Annotated in this window: 11 protein-coding genes and 1 pseudogene; all 12 read right to left on the bottom strand. The window is 35.2% G+C overall.

The window, feature by feature from the left end; translation table 11 throughout:
• On the bottom strand, positions 1-794 hold a 794-nt coding region (locus tag GX308_07980), incomplete at its 3' end, for a hypothetical protein (GenBank protein ID NLK22006.1).
• Positions 795-940: 146 nt separating this feature from the next.
• Positions 941-2,431, bottom strand: coding sequence for an S-layer homology domain-containing protein (locus GX308_07985; protein ID NLK22007.1), 1,491 nt, complete (start codon positions 2,429-2,431; stop codon positions 941-943).
• 92 nt (positions 2,432-2,523) lie between these two features.
• Positions 2,524-4,209, bottom strand: coding sequence for a hypothetical protein (locus GX308_07990; GenBank protein ID NLK22008.1), 1,686 nt, complete (start codon positions 4,207-4,209; stop codon positions 2,524-2,526).
• 13 nt (positions 4,210-4,222) lie between these two features.
• Complete coding sequence (locus tag GX308_07995) at positions 4,223-10,423, bottom strand: cell surface receptor IPT/TIG domain-containing protein (GenBank protein ID NLK22009.1); 6,201 nt, start codon at positions 10,421-10,423, stop codon at positions 4,223-4,225.
• Between the two features lie 56 nt (positions 10,424-10,479).
• Complete coding sequence (locus GX308_08000) at positions 10,480-12,906, bottom strand: hypothetical protein (GenBank protein NLK22010.1); 2,427 nt, start codon at positions 12,904-12,906, stop codon at positions 10,480-10,482.
• A 95-nt stretch (positions 12,907-13,001) separates the two neighbouring features.
• Positions 13,002-13,877, bottom strand: a complete 876-nt coding sequence (gene galU / locus GX308_08005) for a UTP--glucose-1-phosphate uridylyltransferase GalU (protein NLK22011.1) — start codon at positions 13,875-13,877, stop codon at positions 13,002-13,004.
• An 87-nt stretch (positions 13,878-13,964) separates the two neighbouring features.
• Positions 13,965-14,486 carry a DUF1934 domain-containing protein gene (locus GX308_08010; GenBank protein NLK22012.1) on the bottom strand — a complete coding sequence of 174 codons (522 nt, stop codon included), beginning with the start codon at positions 14,484-14,486 and terminating at the stop codon, positions 13,965-13,967.
• A 13-nt stretch (positions 14,487-14,499) separates the two neighbouring features.
• The gene (locus GX308_08015; GenBank protein ID NLK22013.1) at positions 14,500-15,306 is read right to left on the bottom strand and encodes a glutamate racemase; all 807 of its coding nucleotides are present in this window, start codon (positions 15,304-15,306) and stop codon (positions 14,500-14,502) included.
• 18 nt (positions 15,307-15,324) lie between these two features.
• The gene (locus GX308_08020; GenBank protein NLK22014.1) at positions 15,325-16,455 is read right to left on the bottom strand and encodes a D-alanine--D-alanine ligase; all 1,131 of its coding nucleotides are present in this window, start codon (positions 16,453-16,455) and stop codon (positions 15,325-15,327) included.
• A gap of 167 nt (positions 16,456-16,622) precedes the next feature.
• Complete coding sequence (gene ypeB / locus GX308_08025) at positions 16,623-18,035, bottom strand: germination protein YpeB (GenBank protein NLK22015.1); 1,413 nt, start codon at positions 18,033-18,035, stop codon at positions 16,623-16,625.
• A 21-nt stretch (positions 18,036-18,056) separates the two neighbouring features.
• The gene (sleB, locus tag GX308_08030; GenBank protein NLK22016.1) at positions 18,057-18,758 is read right to left on the bottom strand and encodes a spore cortex-lytic enzyme; all 702 of its coding nucleotides are present in this window, start codon (positions 18,756-18,758) and stop codon (positions 18,057-18,059) included.
• 16 nt (positions 18,759-18,774) lie between these two features.
• Positions 18,775-19,382 (bottom strand): annotated as a pseudogene (gene sleB / locus GX308_08035) (spore cortex-lytic enzyme).
• Positions 19,383-19,589 lie beyond the last annotated feature (207 nt).

Raw genomic sequence — 19,589 nt, forward strand, 5'->3', positions numbered from 1 at the left:
AATGGAATCATTGCAGTTAATAATCTTCCTGAAAATAAGGAAATTACCATAGAAGGTAAACTAGAAAGTATGACTTCCAACCGTTTTCCCTTTCCCGGAATAAGGATAATTAATAAAATATAAATAAAAGGTATAAATGCAATAGCACCCCTTGATACAGTCATAAGAAGTGCTGTTAAACTGATAAGCTGTAGGGCAGAATAAAGAGCTTTTAGGTGCTTTTTGTCTGAACATATACCAAGGGCTATTAGAATAAAAAACACAATTCCCATATATGCCCCAAAGCTATTAGAGTATTGTAATACTCCCCGGACACGACCATATTCATCTATTACCCCTTTAAAACCTAAGGCATCACTTAAATTCTTTCCAAGGCCCGCATCAATTCCCAAAAAGGCTGCTATGCTGCCACTTATACCCAATATGTTAAGCCACAAAAAAACGTCCTTTTTGGTTTTTGTAAAATCCGATAAAATCAAAAAAATTACCATATAACTTAAATATCTAAAGACATATGTTAATGCTCCATAACGACTTGCCGCCACCCCAAATACTAAAGGAAGAACATATACCACCGGGAGCAATAGTACAAAAATCATAGTAAAACTATCTATCTTCAATTTTTCTTTTTTCAGGATTTTAAAATAAGACCACAAAATAAAAAGAGCAAAAATTCCTATTTGTATGGGTAATATTTCTTTTTCAAAGAATAGTCCCCTAGGAAAGGGAAGTAAAAATAAAATTATTCCTAAACCTATATATAAAGCCCACCGTAGATACCCTTGTTGTTTCATTATTTGTTATCTCCTCTATCTTTCTTGTATTTTAATGTATTATATCACATTACTCAATTTAAAATCAAAAAAATAGTGCCTACCAGACCATACTTCCACACTTTTACAAATGTGGGCATGAGGTCTGATAGTCACTATAATAGGCCTTAATTAAAGTAGATTATATCTTCCCTATAACTCTTTTGAAGGTCTTTTTGTAGAAATTCTAAAAACCTATTAATAATTGCTGAGGCTTCGCCCCTTTTCATTTTATCCTGAGCATTTATATTGTTATTCTCATCCCCTCCTATGATGCCTATTTCTGATGCCATATATATAGCATCCCTTGCCCAATTAGGAATCTTCCCATCATCAGAAAAGGAAGTCTTATATCCTGGGGTCGGTGCCATGGATTCAAAACCTAGGGTCCTCATTAGGATTGTTATTGCCTCCCCTTTTGTTATGGTTCCATTGGGATTAAATTTATAATCATCGGTTCCTGATATTATATTTCTATAATAGGCTTCTTTTACATATGGAAAGTTAAGATCTGATGATCTCACATCTAAAAAGATTACTTCTTCTACTTCCTTTTTATTTCTGCCACCTCTTTTTTTAGTTTCTTCCTCTTGTACCTTGATATCACAGGACTTTACAATTGCCTTTACAAAGTCAATCCTGCTCATGGCTGTATTGGGGCTAAAAAAGGTCTGGCTGCCATCAAATACTCCAAGGGAGTAGAGTTTTTCAATATCTCTTTGTGCCCAATATCCACCTATATCCCTAAACTTAGGGACTGGTAATCTTTCCACCATCGGTAGCATGGAAGCTTGGAGAGTCATGGTGTTTTGAGTTCTTTTATATGAATCAAAGCCCTCATCTACTTTTTTGGGAAGATTATAGGTATATTTTGATACCATTTCTTGGGTAGTAGTTTTTATATATCCTCCATTAAATGTGGTCATACTTGCTTGATTTTGGGAATACTTTAAGACTTTCATGGTGCTATCGGATACTTGAACATTAACTGTTCCTTCCCAAGATAAATTATTAACTTCTTCCCCCTCGCCAATCCTATCGATTGTATATACATAATCTAAGGATTGGGTTTCGGTATTTCCCCAAAAGTTCTTATAACCTACATTTTTTCCGGTCATCTTCACTTGGGCCGTACCTTCATTATTATTTATTGTATAATATTTAAATATCTCTATATTACCATCATAGAAGTCTATCGCTGGGCGGTTATCTATAATATCTGATTGAGAAAACTGAACATTCCCTGCTGTCAACCTATAATTATCTCCATCGATAGTTACCGTTTCCGTGTATCTTGTTACTTCCGTATTGGCAATTGTCTGCCCCTTATCATTATAAGGGGCATACTCTGTTTTAAGCGTTACACTCCTTGATAACCTACCAGGGATATTTCTATCCTCAGGGGTTAAAGTAAATGTGTATTTAGTTTCTTTTGATTCACCTTTTTCTTTTTCGTCTATTTTGACTATCCCTTTGAATACGATAGGTTCCCCTGATAGAAAAACAACTTCCTTGTATTCAATTTTATTATACACTCCCCCAGTAAATTCTATGGGGGTTGCCCACAGAATTTGGGTGAAAAATAAGGTAAATAGGATTGTTAGTGGTAATTTTTTCATGAGATCCTCCTTGTTGAATAATGGGGCGGTATGAAAACTGCCTCATACGTTTGAATGATATGTAGTCCCATCCCTGTCTAGGGTTAAAAGATTTATTTTACTATGATGATTTTGGCCTTAAAGTCATCCCTTATGATGTATAATCTATCGGCTTGTTTTAGCTCATCTGGTTCTATTATTTTGTTATTTTTGATGATTAGGGATTCCTCCAAGGTTAGGTAGAATGAATCTTTTCTTGCCATCCAATTATCTTTTCTTGGACTATAGTCAATGGCGTTAGATATATTTATTCTCCAGCCTGTCCATTTATGATCTTCTGGTGCACCTGCTGCTACCCCATTAGTGGTTCTTAATCTTAATAAGGAGTCCCTATTTTTTTGAACCATAAGGGCAACTATTCTATCTCCATCGGCATAAATATATACATATCTATCTTCTAAATCATTATCCCTTGCGTAATCACTATTTTCGTCTATGGCATAATCCCCTGCCTTAAACTCTTCTAAGGTCTTCATCTTCTTTTCATCTAAATCATATATTAAAGTATCATCATCATAGAATAGCTCCTTGGTGCCCCTAAATCCTTCCCAAGCATTATTGTTTAATAGGGCAAAATCTTTTAATAGGATACTATTACTTGGTAAGATACTATCTAATCTTCCTTCGTATATGTAGTCTTGACCAATATTCGAATTATTGATATCTTCGTTATAAACATATATCACATTGGCATTCATTTGATTCATTAAGTTCCCATCTCCTACAATAAAAGCATCCATCCCAGAATCTAGGGAATTAATATCTACCAATCGCCCGTTTTTTATTACTATAGTTCCATTATTAATACTTAAATTTCTATGCTTTACAGCTAGTTCGAGGGAATTGGAATACCAGTTTATTTCTCCTATTTTATCTAGGTAATTAAATTCGTTGTTTGCTTTAATTACCATGCTCTCTATTCTCTCGGTACTGAAGAAATCTTTAATTACCAAATATGCAATGTTTTCTCTATAATGTTTAAGCTTAGAGGGGGTTATTTTTTGCCCCCCTATATAAATAGGTAAATTTTCCGAATAGGATATGGTTTTGGCGCTACTTAGATTTTGCCATTCTCCATTATTAAATACCTTTAATTCGGTCAGGGTTAATTTATTGTCTATTTCATGGGTTACCGATATCCTTCCTTTATACAATCCCTTTATCTCTATGGATTTCCCTTGCACTGCTATTATGCTAATTACGCTTGTATCCATTTCATCAAAATATAATTTCACCCTATCCCCCACATAAAGGGTCTTAAAATCTGTCTTTAATCCGTCTTTTAAGAAAATGGTTCCCGGTCCCGTAAAGTAGCTTTCCACTCCCCCTATATCCAAGGCTATGATTAGTTGATTTCTATCTATAGTCTTAATGGTCCCAACCCTTGTTTTACTACCTTCTTCTATATATCCTGCTTCTACTGTTGAATATCCTTCCATATAATTTATTTTGCGGTTCCTGAGGGTTGCATAAACTTCCATTCCTACTCTAAAATCACTTAATTTAGCACTGAGGGTATCTATACTAAATATAGGATTTTCCCCAAAGGAAAGGGTATGAAGTGTCCCATCATATTCTTCTATAGACACCTCATTTTTACCTATTTCCGTAAGAAACCCTTCAATAAGACCCTGACGATAGGGGGTTCTCTCATCGGCAAAAATGCCCGTGGTACTAGAAAACACTATAAATAATATTGTTACTATCATTAGTATTTTATCCAAGATACTATTTCTCATCATTCTGACCTCCCTATCTCTTGCTGCCTACTACCATATATCTTCCTAATCTATTGATATAGGTTCCGATTGCCATTTGTTCATTAGTTTCTACCTTTTTAAGTGATACCCATCTTCTACTAGATGCATCATATCTATTAAAGGAGGCAGTATTTAATCTCCTCATAGAAGCCATATTCCCATTATAATCAAGATTTAATAAAATATTGGCGTCTAGATGTTCCATTTTTTCGCTACTTTTTCCAATGTATTGAGTCGCCTCTAATACATATTCCGTAGAAAGAGCAGTCATTCCGCTTTCTAAGTTCAGATTGCCCGTATTTGGAAACATTCTAAATCTTATTCCTGAATCTTTATTGTATCTATTTGCCAGCATCTTTTCAGTTTTAAATGCCTTGGGATTGATGACTAAAACAAAGTCTCTTCCGATAATTGTAATATTCTTAGAGTAATAAGAAGTTACTACCTCAGAGGCCATACGAATATCTACTTGGGTAGCTCCCGATAGGGGGCCTCTTATTAAGTCTATAGTCAATTCCGTATTATAATCCTCTCTTCCAAGGGTTATCTCAGCCCAATTCCCATTTTTTCTAATTATGGTCTTTTCGTTAAGTTCACCATCTATGTCAGGATTGCCTGTTACTGAACCGGTTCTAACCATATTACTTTCTTTAGATGCTTTAGATATATTAAATTCCCCAAGGGCTTTAACAATAAATTTGTATCTCGTTCTAGGCTCTAAATCCTCATAAATAAAGCTATTTAGCTTTGTGGTTCCTATCATTTCCATATTCCTATTATCTATAACTGCATATATTTCATACTCTATGACATCGGGAACAGAATCCCATACTATTTTGATATATCTATCATAGACTAAGTCAGCCCTGACCCCTCCCGGAGCACTAACTTCTGGCAGGGAATAGGAAAGAGCATAAATACTACTTGCCCCCCCATCGGAATTTATAATGATGACTCCTAAACTGTCTTTATTACCTTCTGGAGTGATTACCCTAAGAGTTTCTTCATCAATAAATTCTACCTCTTTAGCTTCTATTCCCGACTCTAAGGTATAGGCTTCTCCATCAATATAAAACACGTTTGTCCCTTGGGTATTTCCCTCTATCTTTCTAATAACAGGATTAAAGTATACCCGAGCTCCTGCCTTAAAGCCATAACCTTTTAGTTTAACCTCCTGTCCTCCTTCAACAGATATAACTTTAATCTCATTTAATTCATTTAAATCCATTACCTTTACAATCTTTGGGTTACTTATAAATGTAAATTTATTTGGGAGAATAACAACAGTTCCATCGGGATTTTGTATTTTTACTTCTACTTCTCCTGGTTCATGGGCAGGAGTGGTAGCATAAATATATTTCCCGTCCATTGACACACTTATATTTGACGCGGGAACTTCCCCAAAGTATACCCTAAGTTTTTCATTAAATCCTGCCATCGTATCTCTAAAATCTTTTCCTTCAATGGTTACTTTTGTTCCTCCACTAGAAGGTCCTTTATTTGGAGTGATGCTACTGCCACTAGGATTGCTTTCTCCTTTTGTAAATATTATATAAATAGGCAGCTGCCCAGCTATTTTGTCAGAAGATGCACTAGCTCCATCTTCATTTAAAACAACCAATCGATAGTACTTTCCTATTGCACCTTCGGGGACCGCAGGCATATCAAAGGTTAATCGGGTAGGAATACCTTCAAAATTTATCCTATTGGATGGTATATCCAGTATATTTCCGATGGATATAACAGCATTTTCTCTAAAATCACTCCCTAATATCCTTATAGTATTTCCACCCTTGTGATTTACCCTTATTATTCTAGCCGTAATTTCTTTTCCATTTAGATTAATAACCTCTGACGTGGGAGAAATATTTTGACTGGTAATATCAGTAATCGTAGGTTTACTAGCAGGATTTAAATATTCAAAAGTTGAAGTTCCTATTCCCCCATCTGGATTGATTACCCTTATGGGAACTCTTCCTACTGTATGATAAAAAGGTGTGGTTACGGTTATTTCCCCACTTGAAATATAACTTGTTGCTGGGGCAAAACCCCTTTCTACTATAAATCTTCTATCCACTACTGAAAACTTAATAAGCTCGCTGTAGGGGTATTGCCTTCCCTCATTGTCAACTAATAACTTAGTATTAATAAAAGATTCTTCATCGTTAAAGTTAGTGAAGGTATTAAAATATAAGATATCTTCATGTTTTAATCTAATAGTTATTGATGGACTCGGATTGGTATGGGCATTATACACTGCATTGTATACTGCTGTGAAATCCTTTTCAAGAGATACCTGAGCATTTCCTGCATTGATAAGCCCTGAATTCGGTTTATCTCTATCGATACTTTTATTTGTATTATCTCCAAACTGTACCAATACAGTTGTTAGATTCTTCTTTTTATCTACTGAATCATTATACACTTTAACATTTGATTCCCGAAAATCAGAACCATATATGGTTACCCCTGTCCTCCCTGCCTTATTTCCCGCATTGGGGGATACCTTTGTAATAATAGGTTTCGAACCCTCATATGTATAATTTACTGAATTCGACCTTCCTGAATCATTATTCTCGATAAATACTTGCGCTGTTCCCGCCGTCGCTTTAGGTGTAAGAACTTTGATATATGTACTGTTAAATTCTACAATCCTAGCCTTTTGCATCCCAAAATATACCTTAGGAAGAAGGGGTGACTCATAGTAGTAGTTATATCCACTAATTGGGGGATCAAGTTTTACCTTGCTCTTTTCTATATCAAACTTATCGTCATAAATACCGTTTTTGTTCAAGTCTGTATAAGGTTCATCTTTGTCCCTAACTTGGTTTCTATTATAATCTTCAAAGGGTTCAAAATCCCTAAAATCACTTCCAGTAATCTCCACTATAGCTCCCCCTGCTGCTGTCCCTGATGCCGGGACTATCTTTTGAATTCTAGGGTTACTACTGGGCACTACATAAGTATAGGCATTTTCCATGGAATCATTACCCCCATCAGGATTAATAATAACCACCGGAACCGTCCATCGTCCCACTCCTTTATCTTTCATTAAATCTCCGTTGTATGGCGGTACGACAACAGTCATACTACTTCCTGATGTCGCAACATTTATATTATTAGGGGATACCTCTACACCATTTATGAATACTTTTATTTTTTCATATCCAGTATCTATAAAATCTTTCCCAGTGATGGTAATGATATTATTCCCATAAACACTTCCTTCTTCAGGCTCGATTTTTGTAATAGCCGGTCTGCTTAAAGGCTGTTTATAGTAATAAAAGCCCTGTTCGTCTTTTCTAGTATCTTTCTTTGTATCCGGATTTTGAACTGTTACGTCATACCATCCATCTGACGGTAAAACTGGAACTGTAAAATAGATGGTATTTTTATCTATTACCTTTACCCTATCCCCTGTTACTATACCTTCTTTTTCTTCATAGGGGGTTACGATTTCTAATTCTAGGGGTGGGGTCTGTCCTATCATTACCTTATTGTCCAAAATGGTTAGATCAAATAATCCCCCTCCTAACTTATCTGCTTTAAGCTTAGTCTTTGTTTCATCTAATTTAACCGTATAATCATTTCCAATACCATCAGAAATAATCGGAACACCGGATGAATCTACATCAATTGTATAAAGTCGTTCTCCTGCCCTTAGTAAAATACTATGGTAATAATTTGCTACATTCAAAGTTCCATTTTGTATCGTAAATAAATTTTGTTTAGGAGAAAAAGTTCTTAGTTCAATCTCCCTAGTGGAAGTATTTATGTTATAGGAGTTTATTTCTTTACCTTCTAACAGTATTCTTGTCCCTATTAGACGGTAAATCCCATCTACCCCCCCCGTAGGATCGGGTTTTAAAAAGTTTTCCCCTTTAACCACAACTAATGTACCTGTATTTCCCTTCCTTGGCTCAATTGATGTAATCTTGGGATCTGTAAAGGTCTTTACATATATGAAGGGATAAATATCCATACCTCCTTCAATATTCATGACTTGAAGCTGCGTCTGACCTTCTCTGCCTTTAGGTGCCTTAAAGGTAATAGTCTTACCATCTGCTTCCCTTCTAATAGGCTTTACTTCCGCCCCATCTATGAAAATCTTAACCCCATCGGTAAAATTACTACCGGTAACTATGATATCTTCTCCTCCATCGACAGATACCACGTTTGGATTTACATTTTGAATAATAGGATTTTTGGAGGTGTCAGGATTTACAAATTCAATATAGTCAAGAATCTGTGTATCAAGTCCTGTTTCCTTAGAATTTCTCATGGGGTTGGTTAGCCTAATATATGCCTTTCCTAGAGCCACACCTGTTGCAGGGGTTCCCTCTTCTAATTTTATTAATATTTTTGTCCCTATTTCACTTCCACTAGAACCATCCAATTCTCTTCCTGTAGAATCAAACACCTTTAAAATCACATCATTCCTTCCATTAAGACTTTTATTAGGGTCATTAAAGTCTTCACTAGGATTGTTCTTATCGATTCTAAGATTTGGACCCAGTTCTACTATAGGATATCTGACTACTTCCCTTCCATCTGCATTAGTATATTTATGGATCATGAAGTTTTTACCATACACCGCCATATACCTATCACTAGGAATCTGGAGGGCTCCATTATTATTAGTAACCTGGATTTGTTTTGGAACAGCATCAGTGATTTCGGGTTTTACCTTACTAAGTATAAATGTATATCCATTTATTTTTACGGCTCTTTCCTTAATAGTTATGGTATTACCATCTTCTTTTGTTAATACGGTTTCCGTTTCTATTACAACATCCTTTACAGGATTCGTATCTGCATCTGTGATTTGTGGTGCCCTGACAGTTATTTTATCTAAATCGTTATTAAAGGATACATCATATTCACTGCCTCTTTTAATAAAATTTGCTTTATTCCCTATTATAACCCGTATGGTCCTTTCCGCCTTTTTTATCTTTATCCCAGAAGGTCCATAGGTTCCATGACCATATTCTACTTTTAAGGCATCGGGGGTGGAATTTTGATTTACCACCATGGTTGATTCCGCAGAAGGGGCGAATTCGGATACATTTAAGCTTCCTATAAACTGTCCAGAAATTGTTACCAATTCTCCTGTATCTGCACCTCTATTTGGCTGCACATCTATGATAATTGCTTTATTCCTTCCATCAATAATAGTAAATTTATCAGTAATTATCGTTTCCCCTGTTACTTCTTGCATTGGATCTTTTCCTTGGGATATTTTATTTGTTAAAACTACATAATATTCACCCACAGGAAGATTAGGTACCTGGGTTGTTAAAAAGTCATTTTCCTCTGCAAGGGATTTTGCTTTATATACTGTGTTTAATCCTTTATTTGTATTACTGTAAGGGTCCGTACCGTCTAAATTCTTTAAAAAGAAAACATCATATTCATCTAATTTATTCGCTGTAAAATAGACAGTATCCCTAGGTTCTCCCCTATTAGGAAACATTTCAAGGGTCCCCTCAATGGCTAAATCTTTTGTGAATCTAAACTGATCTAGGTATGTATAGTTAATTTGTACCTCTACATCATTGCTTTTACCGTTATTAAAGTTAACATTTTTATTGGTAAATTTGCTTTTAAATATTAGCTCTTGAAGACCCAATTCACCGCTGGGCTTTTCTACTTTTAATACAGTTTTATCCTCTGATAGGGTATGGGAAAGACTTTTAATAGACTTATAGTTATTTTCCCTCCCAAATAAAGCATCTATATTAAGCTCTGAATTCCCAAGATTTGAAAGTCCTGTCCCTTTGATCTCTAAATCATCAGTACCAATTTTTACATTTCTCCTAACTTCCGTAAGGGTTGGCATATTTGCTTCATTAATCGGGATTCTAATACCTTCGATTGAAATAAATTCTCCTAATTGATTTTGGTTAATACGAAATTGTAATTCTCCTTCGGAATTTATCTCCCTATTTCCCAATGTCACAATCCCGCCTTTATAGGTTACAATTCCTACATTGGCATCTTTTAAACTCGTTCCCGTAATAGTTATATACATATTTTCGATAATACGGTTTCTATCATATGTTTTACCGATGGTTACACTTGTAACAGTAAACCTCGTCTGATCAAAAGCATATACGAATTGCTCAGGCAAAAGACTAATCCCCATAATTAAAATCATAAACCATGATAAACAAAACTTAATTCCTTTATGCATATATTCATCCCCCGTCTAATAAGTGAAGTACCTGTCACCGCAGTTATTAAATCTTGTTAATTTTCTAGTATTACAAACAATCCAGCTTTTTGGGTGGTACAGGTTACCTTTTGATTAATATAGTCGATATAACTTATTTCTTTGTTCCAAGTTCTTCTTATTTCATCGTAGCGATATATATTTAAATTAGCTCCATTGCTATTTTTATAGGGTATGGATACATCTATCGTGTTCCACCTGCAATTTTGAGCCCTTATTTCTATAAAATCGGATTTTACTATCCTTTGCCCTAATTTAGTTTTTACCCCCTGGACCACTCTCGGTTCCGCTCTTCCTATATATAAATTTACCTCTGAATTATTGCCCCCTAGGTTGTAGAAACTTACATCTGCATATTTTGACTTTGTATATAATTTTCCTATATAATCGCCCATGTAGGTCTTATAGTTTATTCTTCTAGTCCAAACCTCTTTCCCCATTAATTCATCCAAATCTAATTCCACTATCGTCCTATTAGTGTATCTTCCACTTAGGTATAGGGTATCTGTACTTACTTTGATATCTGCTAGTACATCTCCTTTTAAATCTCTATTTTTAACTTTGTACTCTTCCGTTGGTATGTTATCTCTATCTCCCCTAGGTAACACGCTAAGGGTCCCATATGTTATTGTAGAATGGTTATTATCATTTTGAATTATTATATTGTATAATCCTGAACCAAGCCTTCTTGGCAAGTATACAACTAAATATGTATTTCCTTTATTGTCTTTTTTAATTATTATATAATCTGCTTCTTTTTCGTTAAAGAAAACCCTTATAGAAGATGTATAAAAGAAATCCCCATAAATCTTGATATATGTATCTGACGAATAATCTTCTATTACCGTTTGATTGAGGATTTCCTTATCTGTTACAGAAGGGGAAGCCATGGTTGTAAATTCCCAAGTGATTGGACTGCTATATCTTTCTTCTTCTACCGCATCATTTCTTAATACCCTCCCAGCTATTCTTACAATATAGTCTGTTTGAGGGGATAGTGGTTTTATAGGAATATACAGATAAGCTTCCTTTTTAGTTCTATCTTTTTTAAAGATATATGTGTAATCATCATCATTTGGATTGGCTAAATCATTTCTACACATATTCAAAAATTCCGTATCCAGGTATTCTATATTACTACCAATAGCTTTTATGCTACTTGAAAGAAGAAACTCTATTCCTACAGGTGAATTAAATTCTAGTTTCCCATCTATGTCCTCAAAAGTTACTTTAAGGAAACTTCTATCCTTTAAGGCATTATGGGGAAGTTCTCCTTCATCAATCCAAGGATATCCTCCGTTTGACTTTGGATAAACATCTGTTACTTTCGGGGTTGATTTAGATAATAAAGAAAATCTTGCGGTATCTTCGATGTAATCTTTATAATTATATTGAAGCTTATCTTTAAGGGTAACCTTTTCGTTAAATCTTAACCCATAATTATATAAAACCTTTAAATCTACCCCTGATGTAAATTCCCTAAGGCCTTTTCCTGGTGAGTATACAACTATGATTTTATAATCCCCAGAATGATTGTATTCCCTGAATTTATCCAGCACATCTTTTCTAAACTCCATATTAAGCCTTGTATTACTTACTACCCTTATATCTCTTTTTTCTATGATTATATCCTGTTCCTCTATCGGAAGAGATAAGGCTCTTCCCGATATGGGTCTTAATATTATCTTTTCGACTCCCTGTCTTAGGTTTTCTCCGATTAAGGTGTAATCCCAATATCTAAGGTCTTTATCGAATACGCAATCCGATGTATAGTCTATTACAACTTCTATATCTGAATTATTAAGTCCTCCTGAAAGCTTTTCTACATCCTTATCTTCTAATGTTAAGGTTAACTTAGTATCATTTTCATATTTAACTCTTTGCTTGGGTATTACAATTTCCCATGCACCATTTTTGATGTTTTTGAGAACAATTTGCTTGATATCTTTCTTAAAATCCTGTCCTGTTATAGTAATATTTTTAGAATTATATCGACCTATGATGGGTATCCATATTTCTTCTCCTTTATATTTCAACTCTAGATTATAATTCCCTGCATATTTTTCTTGGGAGAACTTTTCTGCATTGCTGCCTTTAATTTTTACTGTAAGTTCCCTTTCATTGCTAATTGTAAAATCACTTTTGTTAATTATAATGGTATTATTACTATCCATAATATTTACCAAGCGGATACCTTCCAAATCCTTCGTAAAATTCTTATCCCCATATACGGTAAAATCCCATTCACCTTTTTCATAAATGTCTGTTACTTTTGCCCCATTGTTTTTCATACGGCCATATACAACTCCTTCTACGGTTTGAGAAGGAACCTTTGTATCTTTTTCCAGTCCCCAAGAAGTACTTTGGGGAATCATACCAATTAATATTAATGGAATAAGAGCTAGACAAAATCCTTTTATTTTTGTAAGATATAAACTTTTCAAAACACAATTCCCCCTTAAGTATAAAGATTGGCTTATTGTTTTTATCGTCATATTATGTAAATATCTTTATAATAAAAACAACCCCTATTTCGGGGTTATTTTTTGGTTTTATCTAATATAAAGTGTAGATATTCTAAAAATTCATCTTTTAAATCATCACGATTAAGGGCAAATTCGACGGTTGCCCTTAAAAAGCCCATTTTATTTCCTACATCGTATCTTTTCCCTATAAAATCATAGGCATAGATAGCCTCTTCCTCTGAGAGCTTTTTCAAGGCATCGGTTAATTGTATCTCTCCCCCTGTCCCAGCTTCCTGAACTTCAAGATAATCAAAAATTCTAGGGGTAATAATATATCTTCCAAGAATTGCTATATTTGATGGTGCCTCTTTTGTCTTTGGTTTTTCAACCATATCAGTTACTTTATAAACCCTATTTTCTATATGTTTAGCCCCTATTATTCCATATTTATTAACATCTTCATCAGGAACCTTTTGCACCCCTAAGATAGAAGTCTTAAATTCATTAAATATTTCTATCATCTGTTTTAAACAGGGATTTTCTGAAACAATGATATCATCCCCTAATAAAACTGCAAAAGGTTCGTCCCCGATAAAATTTTTTGCAGTTAATATTGCATGTCCTAGGCCTTTGGGTTCTTTTTGGCGGATATAATGGATATTTGCTAGTTCTGAGGCTTGTCTTGCTAACTTTAAAAGTTCTACTTTCCCTTTTCTTTCTAAGTCTAATTCTAGTTCTATAGACTTATCAAAATGATCCTCTATGGACCTTTTACTTCTTCCTGTAACAATAATTATATCTTCTATACCTGAATTTACTGCTTCCTCTACGATGTACTGAATGGTTGGTTTATCCACTATGGGGAGCATTTCTTTAGGCTGTGCCTTGGTTGCAGGGAGAAATCTTGTTCCTAGCCCTGCTGCTGGGATAATTGCTTTTCTTATTCTCATGGTTTTCTCTCCTATATTTTGGGCTATTATAATACCCTATACTTTTTTAAGATTCTTCACTACGCTCAGAATGGCAGCTTAATACAATTAACTCCAGTCATCCTGGGTAGAGCGAAGGTTCTTAGTTTCTCCATTATGTTCTAAATAACAGGAAGTAGGTATGGTCCTTTCCTGATTAACTGTAGAATTAATCTTTATATTTAAAAAATTTATTCCCATGGATGCGTGATTTATCTCCATTTCGTAAGTGATTTTAATTTCACCTTCCCCCTCATATAAATCTGTATTAATTTTTTTAGCTAAGACGGAAATAACCAAAGCTCCCTGACTAGTATCATAGTAAGTTGTATGCTTTTTATTAAGCTCGAAGGTCATATTGGAATTAATCCCCCCAAACCTCATAACCGACACCTTACCATTATCAATCTTTATTGTAGTCACTGTATCTTCTTTGTCTTCATTTTCCTCTTTATATGTTAGATATTCTTTATTATTTTTTATATAATAATATCCTGGGGCAACTATTTCAACAGCATCCTCATGCCCTTCGTATTTTTGTGTTCCTAGTATGGATAAAATAACTTTCTGACCCTTTTGTGTATTTTTCATGATTTACTCCTTCTTAGTACTTTTCTATATCTATTTTTTGCACTGGCGGTATCATTTTTTTAAGAACAATGGCTGCTATTTGTTCAAACTTTGTTGTATTATCACTGACATAGAAAAAATGATTAGGAGAACTTTCTGATTCTCTTAAGCCCTTTTTATTTGCTAAAAGTTCCTTTAGATTCATTGCGGCCTCTAGAGCAGGATTTACTAATTTAACCTCAGGCCCAATTACATCTTGTATAACCCCCATAAGAAGAGGGTAATGGGTACACCCAAGGACTAGTGTATCTATTCTTTTTTCATAAAATGGCTCTAAATATTTTTTAGCTACTAAATAAGCAATATCGTTATCTGTCCAGCCCTCCTCTGCTAAGGGAACAAATAAGGGGCATGAAGATGAAAAGGTTTTTATATTTCCATTGTACTTTTTAATAGCATTTGTGTAGCTTTTTGACCTTATGGTTGCTTCTGTGCCAATAATCCCCACTCGGCTATTTCTAGTCGTCTTATATGCCATAACAGCCCCGGGCCCAACCACTCCTATAATAGGAATCTGAAAAGTGTTTTGTACATCTTCTAAGCTGTTGGAGCTAGCTGTATTACAGGCAATAATAATTGCCTTAATATTCCTTGTAAGTAGGAACCTAATAATTTGTTTTGAATATTTAGTTACAGTTTCTTTAGATTTACTTCCATAAGGGACCCTTGCAGTATCTCCAAAGTATATTATTTCTTCATTAGGAAGCACCTTTAGTATCTCGCTAACTACTGTAAGCCCCCCGACCCCTGAATCAAATATTCCTATGGGACGATTGTCCATTTGTATTCCCCTTCTCCATTAGTTTTCTACTTTTTTTAGAGCTAATTCAATAAGTGTATGACAAAGTTTCTGCTTTGGAATACCAGCATTCTCCCAAAGCATAGGATACATACTGATGGAGGTAAAACCAGGCATCGTATTTATTTCGTTAAAAATCACCCTATTAGTATCTTTTTCCACAAAAAAGTCGACCCTTGATAACCCTAAACCTTCAACAGCCTTAAATATACGTATCGCTTTGGCTCTAATTTCATCGACAATTTCCTTTTCTAAATTTGGGGTTAATATTGTTTTTGATTCATTATTGTTATATTTTGCATCGTAATCATAGAATTCTGCAGCTGGAATTATTTCACCCACTCCTGAGGCAGATACATCTTCATTTCCTAGAACGGCACACTCTACTTCCCTACCTATTATGGTCTCTTCTATTAGTATCTTTCTATCATGAAGGGCTGCTATATTTAGACCCTTTATTAATTCTTCCCTATTATGAGCCTTAGTTATCCCTACAGATGAACCTGCATTGGAAGGTTTAATAAAACATGGATAGGCAATAACATCTTCTATCCTTGATACCGTATCATTTATATTCTTTAATTCTTCCTTATATACGACGGTATATAAAGCTTGCGCAATATTTTGTTTTTCTATAATAATTTTGGTATATACCTTATCCATAGAAATACCCGAGGCTAAAACCCCACACCCCACATATGGGATATTTGCCATTTCTAGCATTCCCTGGATGGTCCCATCTTCTCCATACATGCCATGAAGTACAGGAAACACCACATCTATAGGAATTATTTTAAATTTATCCCCAGCAATTTTCACTAAACCCTTAATGGTAGCATCGGGACTTATAAAGGCAGGGGTTGCAAATCTTTCCCATTCCCCTGATTCTATATGTTTAATAGGACCGTTATATAACATCCACTTACCCTTTTTTGTTATACCTACGGTAAGAACAAAGTATTTATTTGTATCAATACTGCTTATTACATTTTTGGCAGATACTAAGGAAACCTCATGTTCCGAGGACTGTCCCCCAAAAAGTACAACTACTGTCTTTTTATTATTCAATCCAATCCCTCTTTTCAAATGATATATAGTATTATTGTATGACCTTAGGCTTATTAGAATCATAAATATGTATAATTTATTATTTATCATATTTTTATGCTCAGGCATAATGAAGGATTTTATCACTTATGCCCATTACCTATACATTTTAATGTTTTATGTTAATGAATTCAAGTTCTTTTATTATAGATAAAAACCCAATAAAACAAGGCACATGAATGTGCCTTGTTTTATTGGGTTAGGACTGAATTTTTATTTTGTATTATTTGTAATATCTTTTCTTGCCTTCCATTTTCAGCATTAATATAAACTATGAATGGATTTTTTTCATGTACGCCCTTAAACTCGTAGCAAAGTACCTCCCTTTTAGATTCTAATGGAATAACTGCCATATTTACTTTTTGGATTTTAAAATTGGAGGTTATCTTTTCCCTTGCTTCTTCTTCAGTTAATTTTATTTCTGGCAACTTTCTATCGTGGTGCATCATTATATACCCCAAAGATTCAAAACCTATTATCTCTCCATTATTCATGGATACCTTTACTTTAATTAAATCGGGGTACATTATTACTTCGTCTATTTGAGGAGCAAAATTTATAACAACCGTACTATCTACTTTTTCATAATAACTAGGCTTCATATGGGGATAGTCTTTTTCCTTTAGAAATTGCTCCGCCTTTTTTCTAGCTTCCTCTAGATTTATTTCCTTTCCGGAAGACTGTGCTTCTGTGTAATTTAACATCCAAAGAATCATACCTTTTTGTTGAGTCACATCCACTGAAATTGTCGGTTCATCTTGATTTTTTAAAATTACTTGGTAACTATATACTGGGATTGTGTGTTCTACCTTTGTATCTGTTTGACCTGTTTGTTTAATGGAATTAATTTTATCTTTACCTATAAAATCTTCAACTATTTTTTCTCCTTCTTCTTTTGTAATCTTTCTTTTATTCCTAAGCATCCTAGGTTCCATCTTTTCTATATGGTCTGAGAAGGGGCCATCGTAAATTAATGTAGGAATATCCTGGAATTGCTTACTAACCTCCGATATTGAACCTGTTATTTTCTTACCTTCCCCCTTAGCCAAATCTTGATATCCCGCCTTTTCTACCTTTTCCCAGTCTATTCTGCTGCCATTATTGATTTCTTGCTTTATATTATTTAATTCCTTAGAAAGAGCCTTTGCATATTTTTGTATCTGAGATACCTTTTCCCAGTCTTCTTTATCTAATTCATGCCCTCCTATTGCCTTATTCGTCATGGCAAAGGAAAAGTCACTGGCTTGGGATAGAAACTTTAAGGCTTTTGAAATACTAGCATGCTGATAAGGTAAATCCCCCAGGTTTCCTTGGGCTGAGGAAGCTTCTCTCCAAATCTGAGCAAATATTGGAGCACTTTGATCGGGATTTTTAGTGAGTTTTGTTTTTGATAGCAAATTATCCATATTGTCTACATAGGTAACCGTTTCATAAAAAGACTTTTGGAAACGATTTTGTAAATATTGTCTATAATTTAGCTTTTGCTTATACTGGTATATGCCAAAACCCAGAGTAAGAGCCAAAACCACCATTGTAATACTATACATTTGGACTCTGGATAATTGTTTTTTCCATTGATAAAATTTGTTATTTCTTTCTTTCAAAAAATTCACCTTCTTAGTATCTTATTTTTTACCAAAAACATGCTTTCCTATTCGTTTCGTAATCGGTACTGACCAAATCCATTTACTTTTAGCTGTTGCAGGGTTCCAATAATATATCGCCCCACCGGTAGGATCCCACCCATTTAAGGCATCCCTTGCCGCTTTAAGGGAGGAGTCCCCCGGGTCTAGATTAATCTGACCATCTTTCACAGCATCAAATGCCCCTGGTTGATAGATTACCCCCGCTATGGTGTTGGGAAAAGATGAATGCCTTACCCTGTTTAAAATCACTGCTCCAATTGCAACTTGACCTTCATAGGGCTCTCCCCTTCCTTCCCCATGGATAGCCGATGCCATAAGCCTCACATCCTTACCTGAGGCTGAATCTCCTCCCCCTCTTTGTGAATTATCTTTAACTTGAATTCCTATTTTTTCAAGGGTTTGCTGTCCTGCTATGCCATCTGCCTTTAATCCATTTTTAGATTGAAAGGACTTAACAGCCTCCCAAGTTTTATACCCGTATTTGCCATCTGCATTACCTGTATAATATCCCCATTGCTTTAGTTTTTGCTGTATCTGCCTTACTACATCTCCTTCCGAGCCCCAGGTATACGTAGCAGCCTCTATGGTCTTAGGGGTAACTAAATAAACCCACCCACTAAAACCAAGATTAATTATCATAACGGCAGAAAGTACTATAAGTGATATCTTTTTAAAATCCATAACCTACCTCCTGTATCTATTTTGCAAATACATGCTCTCCTATTTGAGTTATAATTGGTCTTGACCATATCCATTTGCTAGTTGCCGTTGACGGATTCCAATAATATATCGCCCCCCTGAAGGATCCCAGCCATTTAGAGCATCTTTTGCTGCTTTAATAGAACCTTCATCCGGAGTCAGGTTTATTTGACCGTCTTTTACGGCATCAAATGCCCCCGGTTGATAAATTACTCCTGCAATAGAATTAGGAAAGGACGAATGTCTGACTCTATTTAATATAACCGCCCCCACAGCTACTTTCCCTGTATAGGGTTCCCCCCTAGCTTCTCCGTGGATTGCAGCGGCTAAGAGGTGTACGTTCTTATTTCCCTCAGAAGCAGTATGGCCTGTGGGGATTCCTAAAGCGGCTAAGGTAGCACTACCTGTCACCCCATCCACTGTAATTCCATTTTTTCTTTGGAAACCTCTTACAGCAGACCAAGTTCCATAACCATATACCCCGTCTATATTGCCCTTATAATAACCCCAGTTTTTTAGCCTTCTTTGAATCTCACGGACTGTCTCACCCCTAGAGCCCCAGGAGTATATTTTTTTGCTGCCGGAAGTGCCTACTCCTGTACTAATGCCAATTTTACTTAAGGTAACCGGCCCCGCTATACCATCTGCTTTTATGCCATGTTTTTGTTGAAACTTTCTTACAGCTGCCCAGGTCTTGTATCCGTATTTCCCATCTACATTGCCATAATAATACCCCCATTGCTTTAATTTAGTTTGAATCTGTCTGACCCCACTTCCCTCCGAACCCCAGGTATATGTAATAGCTTCTACCGA

Source organism: Candidatus Epulonipiscium sp. (assembly GCA_012519205.1).
Classification (GTDB): Bacteria; Bacillota; Clostridia; order Lachnospirales; family Defluviitaleaceae; genus JAAYQR01.